The 16,263-nt window shown below is 47.0% G+C and carries 14 protein-coding genes; 8 read left to right on the top strand and 6 right to left on the bottom strand.

The annotated features are described in order from the left end of the window. Positions 1–252 precede the first annotated feature (252 nt). Complete coding sequence (locus QZ918_RS20455) at positions 253–2,379, bottom strand: RluA family pseudouridine synthase (protein ID WP_293337964.1); 2,127 nt, start codon at positions 2,377–2,379, stop codon at positions 253–255. 267 nt (positions 2,380–2,646) lie between these two features. Between QZ918_RS20455 and QZ918_RS20450 the strand changes: the two genes are divergently transcribed. The 5 genes from QZ918_RS20450 (at position 2,647) to QZ918_RS20430 (ending at position 7,764) form a co-directional block, all read left to right on the top strand. Next, positions 2,647–4,329, top strand: coding sequence for a tetratricopeptide repeat protein (locus tag QZ918_RS20450; RefSeq protein ID WP_293337962.1), 1,683 nt, complete (start codon positions 2,647–2,649; stop codon positions 4,327–4,329). A 583-nt stretch (positions 4,330–4,912) separates the two neighbouring features. Then, a complete protein-coding gene (locus QZ918_RS20445; protein ID WP_293337960.1) occupies positions 4,913–5,761 on the top strand; it encodes a hypothetical protein in 849 nt (282 codons plus the stop codon). Positions 5,762–6,053: 292 nt separating this feature from the next. Beyond that, a complete protein-coding gene (locus tag QZ918_RS20440) occupies positions 6,054–6,206 on the top strand; it encodes a hypothetical protein (RefSeq protein ID WP_293337958.1) in 153 nt (50 codons plus the stop codon). Between the two features lie 224 nt (positions 6,207–6,430). Continuing rightward, on the top strand, positions 6,431–6,745 hold the full coding sequence (gene rbp, locus QZ918_RS20435; protein WP_293150167.1) for an RNA-binding regulator: 315 nt from the start codon (positions 6,431–6,433) through the stop codon (positions 6,743–6,745). Positions 6,746–7,152: 407 nt separating this feature from the next. Further along, positions 7,153–7,764 (top strand): hypothetical protein, encoded by a 612-nt coding sequence (locus QZ918_RS20430; RefSeq protein WP_293150165.1) that lies wholly within the window; start codon positions 7,153–7,155, stop codon positions 7,762–7,764. Between the two features lie 287 nt (positions 7,765–8,051). Here QZ918_RS20430 and egtD read toward each other — a convergent pair whose 3' ends face one another. From egtD to egtC, 3 genes are all read right to left on the bottom strand, one after another. Continuing rightward, positions 8,052–9,095, bottom strand: a complete 1,044-nt coding sequence (gene egtD / locus QZ918_RS20425) for an L-histidine N(alpha)-methyltransferase (protein WP_293179237.1) — start codon at positions 9,093–9,095, stop codon at positions 8,052–8,054. 533 nt (positions 9,096–9,628) lie between these two features. Continuing rightward, positions 9,629–11,023, bottom strand: coding sequence for an SUMF1/EgtB/PvdO family nonheme iron enzyme (locus tag QZ918_RS20420; RefSeq protein WP_293337956.1), 1,395 nt, complete (start codon positions 11,021–11,023; stop codon positions 9,629–9,631). Then, on the bottom strand, positions 10,995–11,783 hold the full coding sequence (egtC, locus tag QZ918_RS20415) for an ergothioneine biosynthesis protein EgtC (RefSeq protein WP_293337954.1): 789 nt from the start codon (positions 11,781–11,783) through the stop codon (positions 10,995–10,997). Before egtC ends, QZ918_RS20420 begins: the two co-directional genes overlap by 29 nt. Positions 11,784–11,972: 189 nt before the next feature. Here egtC and QZ918_RS20410 point away from each other — a divergent pair, with 189 nt between their 5' ends. The 3 genes from QZ918_RS20410 to QZ918_RS20400 all read left to right on the top strand — a co-directional run bounded on the left by QZ918_RS20410 (position 11,973) and on the right by QZ918_RS20400 (position 12,994). Next, the gene (locus QZ918_RS20410; RefSeq protein ID WP_293150155.1) at positions 11,973–12,191 is read left to right on the top strand and encodes a ssl0294 family protein; all 219 of its coding nucleotides are present in this window, start codon (positions 11,973–11,975) and stop codon (positions 12,189–12,191) included. A gap of 301 nt (positions 12,192–12,492) precedes the next feature. Next, positions 12,493–12,780: an RNA-binding regulator gene (gene rbp / locus QZ918_RS20405; RefSeq protein ID WP_293150152.1), complete on the top strand. Its 288-nt coding sequence runs from the start codon at positions 12,493–12,495 to the stop codon at positions 12,778–12,780. 40 nt (positions 12,781–12,820) lie between these two features. Then, positions 12,821–12,994 carry a hypothetical protein gene (locus QZ918_RS20400; protein ID WP_293150150.1) on the top strand — a complete coding sequence of 58 codons (174 nt, stop codon included), beginning with the start codon at positions 12,821–12,823 and terminating at the stop codon, positions 12,992–12,994. A 163-nt stretch (positions 12,995–13,157) separates the two neighbouring features. Here the strand turns inward: QZ918_RS20400 and QZ918_RS20395 are convergent, their stop codons facing one another. Together QZ918_RS20395 and QZ918_RS20390 are read right to left on the bottom strand one after the other, a co-directional pair. Next, a complete protein-coding gene (locus QZ918_RS20395) occupies positions 13,158–13,604 on the bottom strand; it encodes a hypothetical protein (protein ID WP_293337952.1) in 447 nt (148 codons plus the stop codon). A 159-nt stretch (positions 13,605–13,763) separates the two neighbouring features. Next, the gene (locus tag QZ918_RS20390; RefSeq protein WP_293337951.1) at positions 13,764–16,208 is read right to left on the bottom strand and encodes a putative PEP-binding protein; all 2,445 of its coding nucleotides are present in this window, start codon (positions 16,206–16,208) and stop codon (positions 13,764–13,766) included. Positions 16,209–16,263: the final 55 nt, after the last annotated feature.

The raw sequence follows: 16,263 nt of genomic DNA, 5'->3' as shown, positions 1-16,263 counted from the left end.
AGTCCCGAACAATTTTTTGGCAATAATAAGGCAACAAATGGAGTCATATTTTAATTGGTATCTCGGTAAAAAATGAGTAAGATTACTCATTGACAACAGTGTTTTTAGCTTAACTTGTGACTAATGGGGTAAGGGTTTTCGTGGGAGTCTGTAGCATTTTCAGGTTTCCTAAACAGAGGCGAGTTGAAATTCCTGTGCTTGTTATTTTACTTGCAGGCGATCGCACTATCGGACTTGCGATCGCCCGCGCGATCAAAATGGCGTCGCCACCTGTAAGCTGAGCCTTGAACCCAACTGCGGATGTTCAAAGGAGAGTTCCCGCGCGTGCAAGTGCAGTCGGTTCGCAGCGGCATGACATCCGTAAAGTCGATCGCCCAAAATCGGCATTCCCAGCCCTCGAACATCCGCTGCATGAACCCTCAATTGATGCGTGCGCCCCGTCAGCGGCAAAAACTCAACGCGAGTACAATTTCCCTCCTTCGCCATTACCTGAAACCGAGTAACGCTGGGTTTTCCGCACTCCCAATTAACTTGCTGAAGTAGGGAATTTTTCGGGTCTTCTTTTACCGGGAGTGCGATCGTCCCCGCCTCTATGTTGACAGTCCCCGAAAGCACTGCTTCATAAACTTTGTGAACCCGCCGTTTCTCAAATTGCAGGCTTAGTTGACTGCTCGTTTCTTTGTCCCGCGCCAGCAACAAAATACCCGATGTTGCTAAATCTAACCGATGAACCGCCGTCAGTTCTAACCCGTCCTGTAACAAGTTTTGCAAGCGACTCAAAACGCTATCTTGATTTTCTAGATAACGACCTGGAACTGACAGCAAACCGGAGGGTTTATTGACTGCAATCAACCATTTGTCTTCATAAACAATTGGCAGCATTTCCTGGGGATTGGTAACGGGCAATATGCCCGTTCCACCAGGATTGTTTTGATGATTTGTGGGATGGGCATCTTGCGCGCCCCAAGAGCGATCTGTAACGGGCAAGATGCCCGTTCCACCAATTTTTTTGAGATTTGTGGGGTGGGCATCTTGCCTGCCCCAAGAGCGAGTCTCTGCCTCCGCCACAGTTTTTTTTGCAACGGGCAAGATGCCCGTTCCACCATGATTGTTTTGATGATTTGTGGGATCGGCATGGAGCTTGCCCCAAGAGCGATCGGGAACAGGCATCTTGCCCGTTCCACCATGATTGTTTTGATGATTTGTGGGATCGGCATGGAGCTTGCCCCTCAAAGTCTGACTTGTCGGGCGGGCTTCGATGCCACCATTAAAAGACTGATTTACACTTTTTTTAAATTCGGCTTTTGACAAACTTTTGCTATTAGCTGATGGTGAAAAAGCCGGGTAAGCTTTCGGCCCGGAAACAATTGGATTTTGTGGCAATCCTGACAGCAAAAAACCCATCAACGGCTGACACCGATCGCTACAAGCACCATAAAACTCTCCCGGAACTTTGTCACCCGATGGCGCCCCCCACCAAAACTCAGCCATTGCTAGCGGTTTCAGATTGTGTACTGCCGCGCAGTGCAGCAATTTTGGCGCGCAGCAGTCGCCAGTACCAGTGGGAATAGAATTAGTTGGCATCAATTCCTGGAGCGATCGCGATTTTCCCAAAAAATTCACCAGACTGTAAGCTGCGTGCATCTCGGCCTGAAGTTCGCGGGAAAGTTCTTTTCGCGCTTGTTTCAGCACCCGCATCCGCTCATCGGCAGCTTCAACGATCTTTTTTAGGGGCTGCAATATTGCATCCCGCTGCCGTTTTAATTGCCTGCATTCAATTCCCTCCAAACGGCTTTCTTGATTTAGTTTTTCCAGGGCTATTAAGAGCGTGTCTCCTGCGAGAGTTTGACACAGTAATTGACGTTGTTCGTCTCGCTGCTGCTTGCAATTGCGGTGCCGCGCATTCAAAACTTGCAATTGCAATTCAAATTCGCTCAATAAGGCTGCATATTCCTGTCGCTGCGGGAGTTGATTCAGTGCAATCAGTTCCTGTTTCATCGCCTCCAATTGAGCCAGCGTGCGGGCTTCTGTCGCTTCAACTCGCGATCGCCCCGGAATCGGCGGCACCCAGCCGTCAACAACGCTGCAACCGTTCAGCAACCCAGAAAATGCTTTGAGAATTCGCTGTTCCCCCGAAGGCATTTCCACCAGCAAGATGCCGTACATCTTCCCCTCGCGATCGTAGGAATCGTCAGCAGCAAGGTACTGCATCAAACCCCGCGCCAGATCCTCGGACATTCGAGTGCGTGGAAGTCTTAGTAACTCGCCACTTTGAGGACAAAGGCCTTCGTACCAATAACTGGGGCTAGAGTCGATCGACTTGCGATCGGAGTCCATAAAGCAGTCCGTGAAATCTAAAAATGCGTGCAAAAGTAACATATTAAATTTGATTTAAAATCTCGATCGGGACATATTAGTTGGTGTCTTGACCGTATTGTACAGCGGTATCTGCAAAGTACGATCGCTGCATAATTCAAGTAGGATCGCTGCATAATTGTATAAATAAACACTTAAGTAAAAATAATGAGTGGCAGTAGACCTGATATGCTAAGTTTGTCTCAAAACAGCAGCGATTTAACAAAATCATAAGTTAATATATAAGACCGCCAGCTTGTTATCCCACTAACTTTTTTACGTGCAAGGCGTATGCCAGACCTTTCGACTTCTACCACGGAAAACTCCCCAAACCCCCAACCAGCTCTGCTGCCCCCGATTTTAAGAATTTTTGCAGCATTTCCAGATTACGATCGGGGCAACAGACACTACGCATCGGGAAGGTACGAAGCGGCAATCATTTGCTACGGAAAAGCGGTGCAAATTAAGCCGGATTGGGCCCGCGCGTGGCTGAATCTGGGCAAAGCTTACAAGCAACTGTCCTCTTGGGCAGAATCCGTAGCCTGTTGCGATCGAGCGATCGCCATTAATCCCGAGGAATATTGGGCCTGGATGCTGCGCGGGACAGCATTGTTCAGTTTGCAAAATTACTCCGAGGCGATCGCGACTTTTGACAAAGCAATTGAAATCAATCCAGAAAAGCACGAAGCTTGGTATCAGCAGGGCAGAGTTTTAGAAGAAATGCAGGAGTGGGACAAAGCAGCAACCTGTTACAAAAAAGCCACCCAACTTCATCCAAATTTGCCCGCGATGTGGTGCAGGCAAGGCAGCGTGTTGCTGCAAGCCTCGCGCTACGCTGAGGCTGTAGCGGCCTACGAGCGCGCTCTCAAACTCGTCCCAACTAACTGGGAAGCTTGGCTGAACCGAGGTTTGGCTTTGATGAAGGCAGAACGCTACGCTGAAGCTGTAACTTCTTACGATCGCGCCATTCAACTGCAACCACAAAACACTTTGGCTTGGTTCAATCGGGGCATTGCTTCGGCAAAATTGCACAAATATGGAGAAGCAGTCACAGCTTACGATCGCGTCTTGCAACTCCAACCCAACGATTACGAAGCTTGGCTGTACAAAGGAATGGCCCTGAGACACCAGTGGCGTGATGGGGCAATTGCTTGTTTCGATCGCGCAATTCAAATGAATCCCGCTTATCCCGAAGCATGGATCGGGCGGGGGCAAACACTGACAGAATCAATAGATTATGAAGGTGCGATCGATGCTTTCGATCGAGCGATTCAAATTAATCCGAATTTCCCCGAAGCTTGGCTGGGCAGAGGTATGGCCCTAGCAGAATTGGAACGCTACAAAGATGCGATTATCGCTTACAGCAATGCCCTCCAAATTGAAGGAAATTTTCTAGAAGCTTGGAATTTGCGAGGCGAAGCCCTAGAAAAATTAGAGCAATACGAAGAAGCGATCGCCTGTTTTGATAAAGTAATCTCTCTAAGTTCTGAAACAGACGTTACATCAAAAGTAGGATTGCAGCAAGGCGCAGCCCTGGAAAAATTGCAGCGTTACGAAGAAGCCGTCGCAGCTTACAACCGCGTCATTCAAAACGTGCCAGACAATTTTGAAGCTTGGTTGAAACGTGGCAACGCCCTGTCAAATTTGGAACAATACGAACAAAGTCTAGCATCATACGATCGAGCAATTACTATCTGGCCCGACAGCTATCAAGGCTGGGTGCAGCGAGGCCTGGTGCTGGGGAAAATGCAGCGCTATTCCGAAGCACTTGTCGCTTTCGATCGAGTAATTCAACTCAAACCCCAAAACTGGGAAGCTTGGGCGCAACGCGGCGATGTTTTGCAAAAATTGCAGCGCACTCAAGATGCAATTAGTTCCTACGGAGTTGCCCTAGAAATCAAACCAGATTACTACGAAGCTCTAGTCAGTCGAGAAGAATTGAGACTCAAAGATGCAATGTCAGGAAAATGGTAAGACAGTTGATAGTTGACAGTTGACAGTTGACGGTTGACAGTTGACAGTTGACAGTTGACAGTTGACAGTTGACCAAAGCTAGTAAGGAAGAAGGAATAGTAACGTTTCCGTTAGCATCGGAATTATATATTTGAATCGTTGAGCGTGCGAGCGTCCATAGCGAACCGCCTGAATCGCGAGCGAGACGCTCGCACTACAGTAATTCCGATGAAATTGGAAATGATATAAGGAAAAACTTACCGAGATATAGGGGTTCTCGAAAAAATGAGATATGGCCTATGCCCAATGCCCAATGCCCAATGCCCTATCTTTCTGACAAAGGCTATAGCGGATCAAGCTCTCATATGAGGTACGTTGTTGGGAAGAGAGCCCTCTTTGTCTGGGTGGTTATATAACCTGTAAGTCATACCTCACCTTTTTGAGAAAGGCTATATATCTCTTCTTCTTCTCTTCCTGTGGATTATCTGCGGTCTACAAAAAAATCTAATTAAACCCTAAAATAATATTGATCGATCCCGATCGAGTGCGATCGCACAAGCAATCAAATATAGGCAAATATTAACAGCTCCGACTTATCGCAAAAATGACACAATCAGACAACTCGATCGCAATTGCCAGTGCCACTTCCCAACTGTCAAACCAAAATTCGCTACAGCAAGCAGATGAGGCAATTTCCGAATTTGAACGCTCGAACCTGCTCAGCTTTTGGCCGGCTCTCAACAAAAGCCAAATTATCGCCGAAATGCGATCGCGCATCCACGATCCGTTTCAAATAAATCAAGGCGGACAGCCTTTTTGCGGCCCCGCAGCCGTCACCTTTACACTCTTGACGCGCAGCCCCCTCCGCTACGTCGAAATCTGCCGCCGTCTTTGGGAAACCGGCAGTTTTCGCACTCAATCCATGCGATCGATTTCTCCCTCAATGACGCTGCGGCAAAGCAAAGGCAATTTGCGGATGCCTCAAGTAGACTGGATGGTTTTATCCGCACTGCGCGAATCAGAAAATTTGATATTTCCCATCGAAGCCAACGCCCCAGAAATTGTCCGCAACCTCAGCGGGATGACCAAATCTTGGGAAATGGCCGGTTGGGCGCGAGAAATTTTGGGAGGCCGCGATGTAAAATCCCACTACGCTTATTTCAGTGGCGATATTCCAGCGCTGCGGGCCGCCGACGAGGCGCTCAAAGCTGGGGGATTTGCTTTTGCTTTGATTACTGCTGAGGGAATGCTGCAAAACAAACCGCCGCTGATCCCTTATCCGAGTCACTGGGTAACGCTGTTGGGAAATGTCGCAATTGATGAAGGAAGTATCCGAAAGGGCGATCGATCTCGCGTTAGTTTTGATGTTTATACTTGGGGCAGAAAAATTCGCGTAGATATTCCTAAGAACTCTTTTGAGAATTATTTTTGGGTCGCCATTACAGGGCGCTAAATCCGATGCGATCCGAGACTGGAGATCGGAGATTAGAAATTCATCTAACACATGAAATAGACTTCTTTTCAAAATACTTATGATGCTTCTGAGAGCAACATCCCACAATTTTCTTTAAATTGTGAGATTGCTTTGAGCAGCTTCCCAAAATTTGATTAAAAGGACTGAGGCAAGAAGTCTAATCAACTGTCAACTGTCAACTGTCAACTGTCAACTGTCAACTGGACGCTGCTGAGAGCAACATCCCACATTTTTTTTAATTGTGAGATTGCTTTGAGCAGCTTCCCAAAATTTGATTAAAAGGACTGAGGCAAGAAGTCTAATCAACTGTCAACTGTCAACTGTCAACTGTCAACTGTCAACTGTCAACTGTCAACATCCACCTGCTAACAGCAATCAAAAAAATCAGCCCTCAGCTCGATCGCACAGCAAAAAACCAAGGTGATGAGGCTAACAGTGCAATATGTCAGTTATCAAGAATACTTTCCGTGGGAGATTGCCCGACGGCACCCTAAATTGAAAATTAAGACAGGCAATTGCTGATTCTGCTGGCTTCATGTTATAGTAGTTTTTCAAGAATTAAATTCGGTTGCGTAGTTTGTTGGTGTTTATTTACAAGCGTCTCTCCGAATCTAAGTCTCTGCACCCTAATTAGATTCTGGAGATTTTATGTCGATTTACGTGGGTAATCTTTCTTATGAGGTCACATCAGACGACCTCAACGAAGTATTTGCCGAGTACGGTACTGTAAGCCGCGTCCAAGTGCCAGTGGATCGGGAAACAGGCAGAATGCGGGGTTTTGCTTTTGTCGAAATGGCCAGCGAAGCAGAAGAAGCAGCAGCCATTGCAGCCCTCGACGGTGCTGAGTGGATGGGCCGTGACTTGAAAGTCAACAAAGCCAAACCTCGGGAAAACAACAACAAACGCTCCTCGGGTGGCGGCGGCGGCTGGGGCGACAACAATCGCTCTTCACGACGCTACTAAGCTTGGAAACTAAAAATTTGAGTTTTGGTAGTTGACAGCAAGCGCGAATGCTGCTTTTTTTTCGGGTTGTTGGACTCGCTAAATACAATTGCCAAACCTTTAACTCAGTTTAGCCCCCTCCTTCGAGTGAGGGGGCTTTGTTGTTGGCGAAAAATTCCACGAGGTACGTCGGCCGCACAGCGGACAGCCTAACTCGCAATTCTGTATCGCGATTAACTGCTTTTTTCAAAAAGCTTTCGGGATTTATGGGCCCAACTCGTGTAAACTATCAAACTAGAATTAAGCACAAAGAAAAGTTAAAATAACGGCAAAAGTGATATTGCTCAAAAAAACAAATAATCTTTACTGAAAATTAGCAGATCGAACCAGCCAGACCCGCAAATCAATAGATTTTGCCTGAATTAAAGATGCCCAAGATCTACAGCACGGCGGAACTCATTAAAATCCTCGCTCAAGAGCGCCAAGCCTGCTTGCACGGGCGGCGCCTCAATTTGACTGAAACTCCTGCTACAGGAAACCCCGTGATCGATCGCTTTCTCAAATCTGAGGGCGTTCAAAAGTTCACTGCTTATCAAAATTTTAAGGCAGCCGTGCACGAATACCAGCGGGAACATCAAGTTTCTGGGATTGTCTGGCGGGAAATGACGGTTAAAGGCAATACTCTACGCTACCCGGCAGTGGATGACGAATTAATCGCTCTACCAGTTGATTTGATGACGCTGAAGGCTGCTAAGACTGCGATTTTGGAATTCTGGGAGCGGGTAACTGCGGGGATGGATTTGTATTTGAGTATTAATAGTGGGAAGGATTTTCGATCGATCGAGCCGATCGACGTAGAAGCTCTAGCCCAGCGTACAGAATGGGCGAGTCTCTCGAAGTGGGAAAAGTTGGATTTTCTCGAAATTTTGTTGCAGTTGGGCTGGGGGAAGCCCGAGGAAGCCTATTACAAGCGGGGATGGCCGACATCCGGCAGCGAGTACATTCACGCCGTAAAACCCGGACAGCGGCCGATTTGTTAATTAGTCAGTAGTCAGTAGTCAGTAGTCATTAGTCAGTAGTTATATTATGTCCGATCGAGCGCGATAATATCCGTTCGTAGTGCGGACTTCAGTCCGTAGCATATTGCGGACTGAAGTCCGCACTACGAACCGTTTTTTGTTATGGTAATCGACCGGACATGATATTAGTAGTCATTAGTCATTAGTTACTGATTATTTGGAGATATTCAAAAATAACAAATAACAAATAACAAATAACAACTATCAAAACAGTCAACTGTCAACTGCCAACTGCCAACTGCCAACTGTCAACTGTCAACTGTCAACTGACAAAGCATCAAGCCAAACCACTGATTTGGATCTGTCCAAACTTGCACCGGCTTTAAACCGCGCTGCGAAAGATCTGCCTTGACAGTATTGAGATTAAACTTGCGCGAAATTTCGCTGCGGATAGTTTCTCCGGCGGCAAATTCAACCGTTAAATCGAGCGCGCGCAAGTTCACTGTTTGCGCCTTCTTACTTTTCAAGTGCATTTCAATTTGACATTGTTCTTGATTGTAAAAAGCCCAATGCTCGAACTGCGCTAAATCAAAATTTCCCTGATATTTCCGATTTAAATGTCGCAGCATATTCAAGTTAAATGCTGCGGTCACTCCTTGACTGTCATCGTAGGCCGGCTCTAAAATATCCTTAGATTTGTCTAAGTCAATTCCCAGCAAAAAATACTCTCCCGGCTGCAATGCACCGACAACTTGCGAGAAGAATACATCGCATTCTTGATGGTTTAGATTGCCGAGGGTGCTGCCTAGAAAGCAAATCATTCGGGTTGGCAATGGCGACGGGGCAATTTTAGCTAAGGCTAATTCGTAAGTGCTGACAAGTCCGTGAATTTGGAGCGATGGATAATCTGCTAACAGTTGACAAGCGCTGCTTTCTAGGATAGTAGGGCTGATGTCGATCGGCAAATAGTGCAGCGGATATTCCAATTTGCTGTAAGCATCAAGGAGAATCCGGGTTTTCGTGGAACTGCCGCTGCCAAGTTCGACGATTTCGCACGGGCCCGTCAAATGGGCGATCGCCCCCGCACACTCTTGCAAAATAGCCGTTTCTGTGCGCGTTAAATAGTATTCCGGCAACTGACAAATCAACTCGAAGAGGTTCGAGCCGCGATCGTCGTAGAAATACTTGGGAGGCAGGGTTTTGGGGTTTTGAGTCAACCCGGTAATTGCATCGCTGCCAGCATTGATTTCTGCGGGTGTCGGTGCCACAGCGCTCACCAGCCGCTCTAAGTGCAGCCGGTTTTCTTTGGTTGATGCTGGGTTTGTCTTGTCGGAAAGTCTTGGAGATTTCATAGAGTAAAATTAAGATGCACAAATTGATATAGCACACTGTCGCGTTGCTGAAGATCGCACTCAAGCTAGATTTTTGAGGCCGCTCTGGGTTCTGTATGTTCTCACCCGATGGCGAGTCGCGTCCACAAATTAAAATTCAACAAATATCAACCTAAATTATTAAATCATTTACAAACCTTTTTTAACCTAGTATTTTAAAGTGGAAAAAAGTTTTGGTGTTTGACAAACAAATATGGTCTAAAATTAACTATTTATGTTTTAAAAAATAAACTTTACCAAAAAGAATTGGTTAAAAGACTCTCCCTTTGGCGTAGAAATTAAAATCAGACGATTCATTACTCCAATCTTCTGACTTTTAGGTAGAGGTCGCTTTTAAACTGTCAACTGTCAACTGTCAACTGTCAACTGTCAACTGTTGAACGGTTCGTAGTGAGGACTTCAGTCCGCATAAAATTAGAGGACTCGCATTCCAGGTTCGTAGTGAGGACTTCAGTCCGCATAAAATTAGAGGACTCGCATTCCTCACTACGAACCTATGCGATCGTAGTTATAGCGCAGCGAAAACCCGCGATAATTTGCCGCACGCCCGGATAGTACCAATTCCGAAAAGTCGATCGCATTGCCTGAGGAAAAGTTGCCCAACTCCCGCCTTTCAAAACCCGGTGTTCTCCATCAAAATAGAGTTCAGAGTATCCCCGATAAGGATAACTTTCAAATCCTGGATAGCCGTCAAAGGTTGAAGCTGTCCACTCCCAGACATTGCCCAACATATCGCAACAGCCTGCTGGACTTGCTCCCGTTGGAAAAGCATCAACGGGGGAGGTATTGGCAAGATGATTGCCGTGATTGCACAGGCTGGCATTTGGCCGTGCTTCTCCCCAAGGATAGGTAAGTTTTGTCTCAGTTGTGGGATCCCAACTTGCTGCTTTTTCCCATTCGGCTTCCGATGGTAAACGCTTCCCGACGAAGTTGCAGTAAGCTTCGGCTTCGTACCAACTGACGCCGCAAACTGGATGGTTGTTGAAAGCAGGGTTTTCTGACCAGTAAAGCGGGCGATCGACTAAATGAACTTTTTGCCATTCCCAGCCCTGAGCAGACCACCAATCGCGGTTCTGATAGCCGCCGGATGTCATAAAATCTCGGTATTGACCGCAAGTGACCGGATAGCGATCGATCGCGTATGCTTTTAGATCGCACAGATGGCGCGATCGTTCGTTATCCAAAGTTTCAGCAGCATCGCTTCCCATATAAAATTCCCCGCCGGGAATCTCAATCTCTAAATTGGGAATCGGTAATGGGGCATCGGGCATCGGGAATTGGTAATTGGGAATTGGTAATTGGTAATTGGTAATTAATCCTTGTTTTTCCAGATTCCTTCTATCAATTACATCCCGCACATTGCTCGTTGCCGAACTTCCTTGTTCCTGATGCCTTCTATCCGCTACATCCCGCACATTGCTTGTTGCCGAACTTCCTTCTTCCTTCCTTAGCATTTGCAGCACGAAAGCAACTGTTTCGCAGTGCTGACTTTCGTGCTGAATAATAAACCGCCAGAGACGTTCCTGTTGTGCGATCGGCGCTATTTCCAAATAATCTAACACCTTTTTTCTAACCGCATCCAGATATAATTCAACTTCTGGAAAAGTTGGCAAAAAAACCCGTTGTTTTTTCGGCAAAATATCCGCAGCAAACAGTTGGTGATACTCAGGAAAAACTGGCTTGAACCCACCACATTTTTGCAACAGCCACAAATCCTCAGTATAAGCAATGTGACCTAAATGCCAACCAACCGGACTAAAATCTGGATGGGCTTGACGGCAGAAAGTATTGTAATCGATGTCTGCAAATAGTTGAAAAGTGCCGCGGCGACACTGCTGCAAATCCTGATAAATTGCCTCTCTACAAGATTGGATTGATTTCGATCTCACCGTCTACTCCCGTACTGATCGTGCTCTGGACTGGACACTCGTGCCAATTGCCACCAAATAAAGGCTCAGAAGCAATGATGACAGAATTGGGGAAATTTAAATCGTCCCGCAGCCAATACAGGGAAGGAGGGACTTTTGGGAAAGCAAAACGAGATGCAACGAGCTGCTGTCCGTCGCTGATAATAATATTTGCTGAAAATTCAACTTGGTGAGCGTTTGCTAGTTCAGCCAAAGTTTTCAGGCAGTTTTGCAAAGCAGCTTCTAGGCTCAGGTTGCCGGCTGTTAATTCATTGACAAATAAGCCGAAGATGTGCTCTGAATCTGTAGTACCGTTAATTGATTGATAAACGGTATCGTTGAGCCGATCGCGAATTGGTCTGTAAAGACTTTTGCGAAAATTCTGCACAAAGCCGTTGTGTACGAACAACAGGCGATCGTGTTGAAACGGCTGACAGTTGCTCAAATCTATAGCTTGTCCTGAAGTTGCACTGCGAACATAGGCGATCGCACAGCCGGATTCAACATATCGGCTGATACTCGGCAGATTGATGTCGTTCCAAATTGGCTGTACATTTTTATAAGTAAACGGATCGGTATCGAGGTGCGGGTGATACCAACCGATACCAAAACCGTCAGCATTGAGCAAGCCCGAAGTCATTTCGCGGGGCTGGTAACTCTGCACAATTAGCGAATGTTCCGGCTTGTACAGAATAGAATCGAGTAAAATCGGCTCGCCGAGGTAGCCAAGCAAACGGCACATAAAATTTTGTAAACAAACAGATTAGCATTGTAAATCATTTGCCGACAATTTTCCGGCAAGCGTTTTTTGCAGCATGAGCTTGCCCATCTTTAACAGGCTCGATCGCCCTTTTTTTGCAGTCTGCTGCCAGCATCTCCGTACAAACGGTACAGTAAAGATAGAACCCCAGCAGCACAAGGAGACTCTTGAATGTTCCTCGACGAACTCATCCCAGTGGTCAAAGAATTGATCCAACAGCCTATAGCCTTTGCGGGCGGATTTTTTTCTGGCCTGCTTCGACTCAACCTTCACGAAGATCCCGTTAGAAGCTGGATCGATGAGCAAGCCGGTTCAACTTCCTACACTCCTCCCGCAGCCGAAGCCACCAATGCTAAAAGCACCGGGCCTCAGTCGATCTCGATCGACTAAGCAAAAGGACTAACTATTGCAGTCAGTAGAAAGGGTTTGTCGGTGCGGCAAACCCTTTTAGTTCAAAGGCGATCCTTCAACAGTTGACAGTTGACAGTTGACAGTTGACAGTTGACCCCCAGAGAGCGACCTCTCCCGGTCAGTCCGAGTATTGGAGTAATGAATAGTCTGATTTTAATTTCTCCCGAAAAAGCTTGGGGATTTCAACCAATTCTTTCTGGTCAGTTTTAAGCGAGATGGCACTTGAGAGTCAAATGAACCGGTTATTATATGTAGCAACAACAAGTTTAGTTCGATCGACATGACTATCTATATTGGAAATTTGTCCTACCGCGCCACCGAAGAAGACCTGAAATCAGTATTTGCAGAGTACGGCACAGTCAAGCGAGTTGTCTTACCTACCGACAGGGAAACCGGTCGGATGCGCGGCTTTGCATTTGTCGAGATGATGGAAGATGCCCAAGAAGACGCTGCAATTACCGAATTAGACGGTGCAGAGTGGATGGGGCGTCCCTTGCGAGTGAACAAAGCTAAACCGAAAGAAGAGGGCAATCGAGGCGGAGGTATGAACAGGAACAGCGGATATTAGTTCGCGATGCGGCGGTTGACATCCTCTCGGAACTCACCTGATGCGCCAGCGTGCAAGTAGCGCCGAATTGCTAGCATCAGTTGATTTGGGAGATGCGATGTCAAATCCGCTGCATAAAAAAAACATGGACTTTTTCCAGACAGAATTTACGCACCGGAGGCGTAAAACCCGATTTCTTACCAGAAATAATTGGTTGAAAGCCTCTGAGTTTTAGGGATAAATTAAAAAAAGACGATTCATTACTCCAATCCTCGGACTTTCAAGTAGATGTTGCTGTCAACTGTCAACTGTCAACTGTCAACTGTCAACTGTTGAACGGACACCTAGCTGGTCTAAGCAAGATTTATCAGCAGAAACCGGGTTGATTAGCGTCAGTCTTAGAAAGAGTAAATTCGCCCTTTTTCATCAATATAAACTGACCGATCTTGCCTAGTGCGGCCGTCTGATGTGCTGATGCGAACCGTCACAATGTTTTCCTTGGCATCAACGTTATAGTCGTATTTCAAAGTTGTGGTTCCTCCTTTGACATTAATCGGAATATTGGCAATGTCTCCGGTGCGGTTGCTGATGCGAACCAGGATGTTTTTGCTAGCTCCAACTGGCAAGGATGACAAGCCGACACCTGATTGACCGTATTCTAGGTTTAATCCGGTTTCATTTAACAGTCTCAGGGTAATGTTGCGAGTATTGTCAACCTGTGCTTGAGGTTGCCAGAATCCTGGTTTTGTCCCGCCGTCAGTTGCGGGTTGAGATAATGCTGGATGGGGATGCAGACAGCCGAGGGCCGCAAGTATTGCTGCGGTTGCAATAATTTTTGATTTCACTGTTTCTACCTCCAGTTAAAGTGTGGGTAATATTTCTATCATAGCTTGAAAATCGGATGTTTTTAAATGATCGCTGAGGTTTCTTAAGGCGCGATCGCAGAAAAACTCAGTGAGGAAGCGCGATATATTTATGCAAAAACTAGATTTTTGTAATAATGGTTAATTTTTAACGATCGCGCGCGCGGCATCTAGCAACAGGCGCTGTTCGGCGCGGGCGATCGCCCTGTAAGTCTGTTCTGTAGTATCGACATTCACCGAAATAGACGAAATCCCCCACCGCACCAAGGATTCAACTATCTCGGGATACAAAGCTGGAGCATCGCCGCAGATAGAACAAGGAATTCCCGCAGCCCTGGCTTGTCGGATTAATTGCTCGATCGCCCTCATCACTGCTCGATCGCGTCCGTTGAAACCAGCTCCTACCTTTTGGGACTTGCGGTGAATTCCTAACAGAAACTGAGTTAAATCGTTGGTGCCGATGGAAATTCCTTGAACTCCTGCTTTTACGTAATCTGGCAATAAAAATAATACCGAAGGAACTTCCGCCATAATCCACATTTGAAACTGGTCTGGTCGATTTTTCAAAATAGTTTTTAAGCGCTGGCGGCAGTAGACAAACTCGTCTACAGAACGCATGAAAGGCAAAATTAAATTGATATTTGTATGACCTGACTCGCAGACTTTTTGAAGTACGGACAACTCCCAATCAAATAACTCCGGTTCAAAGGTATCGCCGAAACTGCCGTCGGCTCCTGACTCGCGCAAGTCGAGAGATCGATAAAATATTGGTCGCGGTGCTACCGCAGCGGCAAATAAGCTGAGGCAATCTGCCATGCGATCGACAAATTCCGATTGGCGACCATCTTGCAGCCAAATTTTGGGGTTTTGACAGTCCAAAGCTTCCAATGCCATTAATTCGGAGCGCAATAATCCGATGCCGTCGATGGGCAGATTTCTGAGGCGATCGATCGAACTTGTTTGGCTGACATTAACCAGCAGTTGAGTTGCCGTTGGCGCGCCCCAAACTGATTCGGGAGATTCTGCCCGTCGAGGTTTAGATGCGGGATTGGACGATCGCTCTGATGTTGAAGATTGATAATTGGCTATTGACATTTTTGCTGCTGTACTGTAATTATCCGCATTGTTTGGCGTTTCCTGAAGGGGGTTGCTGTCTGCTGTGTCGATCGCCGGATGCGGGGCGAGGGCAAAAACTTCTCCGCTATCGCCATCTACCAACACCACATCGCCCGAGGCGATTGCCCGAGTCGCCCCCACAACTCCCACAACCGCAGGAATTCCCAATTCTCTCGCTAAAATGGCGCCGTGGCCTGTCATGCCTCCTTGTTCGGCAACTATCCCAGCAGCAACTTTCAACCAAGGCAGCCAATTCGGATCGATTGTGCGGGCTACCAAAATGCCTCCGGCTAAGAAGTCGGCGTTTTCTGGGTGGGAATTAGTCATAACTTGGGCAATTGCTTCGGCTTTTCCTGAGGCGGCGCCCAAACCTTTGAGGATAGCAGGAGTTCGGCTTTGGGCGATCGCTTTTTCCAGGGAGGGCGCCACTTGTTCCCGTGGCAAAAGACGAAGTTGAGTAAAATAAAACTGCGGTTCGCTACTGTTTGCTGTATGGTTTAGCGTCCACTCCAAGATTACATTACAGTCAAATTCGGCGATTACTTTTTGGCTCAATTCAATGAGTTTTTGCAATTGCGATTCCTCTAAAACGTATTCACTTTGCCCTTTCTCTCCCAGCGTCAAAAGTTCCACGCAACTGCCAGCAAAATCGGGAATTAACAATGTAGAATTGGTGATTTTTCGGCTTTCCCAATTCCCGAGCAGCGGTTTTTTTTTCGGCTTCCCCTCCCCGGTTTTGAGATTGTATGCTAATGTTTTGTAACCGAGCCGCTGGAAGTTAACAGCCCCTGTTTCGGGCTGCACTTGATAGTAATCGGGGATGGTTTCTCCCCGAGCGAGGGACAGTCCCAAACCGCTGGTGGCTTGGATTTCCCAGGCTGCACCGCTGTTAGTTTTTACCTCGCCCGCGGCGATGGTTGGGAAGATTGGCTGCACCAAAACTACGGGATTTATTTGCTGTATCTTCATGCCGCACCGCTGCCAGTAAAATAGACTTCTGGCTCTGAACGCTTCTGCCCAAGCGCGTTTGAGTCCGGCTTCAATGGCTTGTGGTTCGGCACGTACTGCGTGAGATTCCAGGATTCCGGCTGTTTTCGGGTTCCAGGAAGTCAGGGAAGGGCGAAAAATTAAGGCTTGGGAGTTGAGAGCGCCAACAGCAGACTCTAGGGTGGAGAGCAGTGCATCTGGCAGTTTGGCGCTGAGGATTTGGTGGCGGATGCTGCGAGCAATCGATTGCAGTTGTCTGGGTTCATCGACATTCAAGTGTAGCGAAGAGTGGGGCCAGTCAGCCAACAGCGGTTCTAGCCAGTCGATCGACTCTAAAAACTGCGAAAATGTTGTAGCCGGCACGACAAAACCCGGTAGAGCGGGGTGATTTTGGGCGAGCAAACAGCTCAAGTAAAATGCTTTTTCTCCCACTGCATCTCGGTCTGAAGGTTGAATTTTGTCTAGCCAGTAGAGGTTTGTCACGCTGGGAGCCTGTCCTTGGAAACTGATTTAATTTTGATAGTTTTTCCAATTAATC

The organism is Microcoleus sp. CAWBG58 (assembly GCF_020883045.1).
Taxonomy (GTDB): Bacteria; Cyanobacteriota; Cyanobacteriia; order Cyanobacteriales; family Microcoleaceae; genus Microcoleus.
This window is presented reverse-complemented; position numbering and strand designations above follow the sequence as displayed.

What these genes read in the sequence shown, in the direction of transcription:
- QZ918_RS20455 (WP_293337964.1), bottom strand. Translation starts at nt 2,379, where the DNA reads ATGTTACTTTTGCACGCATTTTTAGATTTCACGGACTGCTTTATGGAC.
- QZ918_RS20450 (WP_293337962.1), top strand. Translation starts at nt 2,647, where the DNA reads ATGCCAGACCTTTCGACTTCTACCACGGAAAACTCCCCAAACCCCCAA.
- QZ918_RS20445 (WP_293337960.1), top strand. Translation starts at nt 4,913, where the DNA reads ATGACACAATCAGACAACTCGATCGCAATTGCCAGTGCCACTTCCCAA.
- rbp (WP_293150167.1), top strand. Translation starts at nt 6,431, where the DNA reads ATGTCGATTTACGTGGGTAATCTTTCTTATGAGGTCACATCAGACGAC.
- QZ918_RS20430 (WP_293150165.1), top strand. Translation starts at nt 7,153, where the DNA reads ATGCCCAAGATCTACAGCACGGCGGAACTCATTAAAATCCTCGCTCAA.
- egtD (WP_293179237.1), bottom strand. Translation starts at nt 9,095, where the DNA reads ATGAAATCTCCAAGACTTTCCGACAAGACAAACCCAGCATCAACCAAA.
- egtC (WP_293337954.1), bottom strand. Translation starts at nt 11,783, where the DNA reads ATGTGCCGTTTGCTTGGCTACCTCGGCGAGCCGATTTTACTCGATTCT.
- QZ918_RS20410 (WP_293150155.1), top strand. Translation starts at nt 11,973, where the DNA reads ATGTTCCTCGACGAACTCATCCCAGTGGTCAAAGAATTGATCCAACAG.
- rbp (WP_293150152.1), top strand. Translation starts at nt 12,493, where the DNA reads ATGACTATCTATATTGGAAATTTGTCCTACCGCGCCACCGAAGAAGAC.
- QZ918_RS20400 (WP_293150150.1), top strand. Translation starts at nt 12,821, where the DNA reads ATGCGCCAGCGTGCAAGTAGCGCCGAATTGCTAGCATCAGTTGATTTG.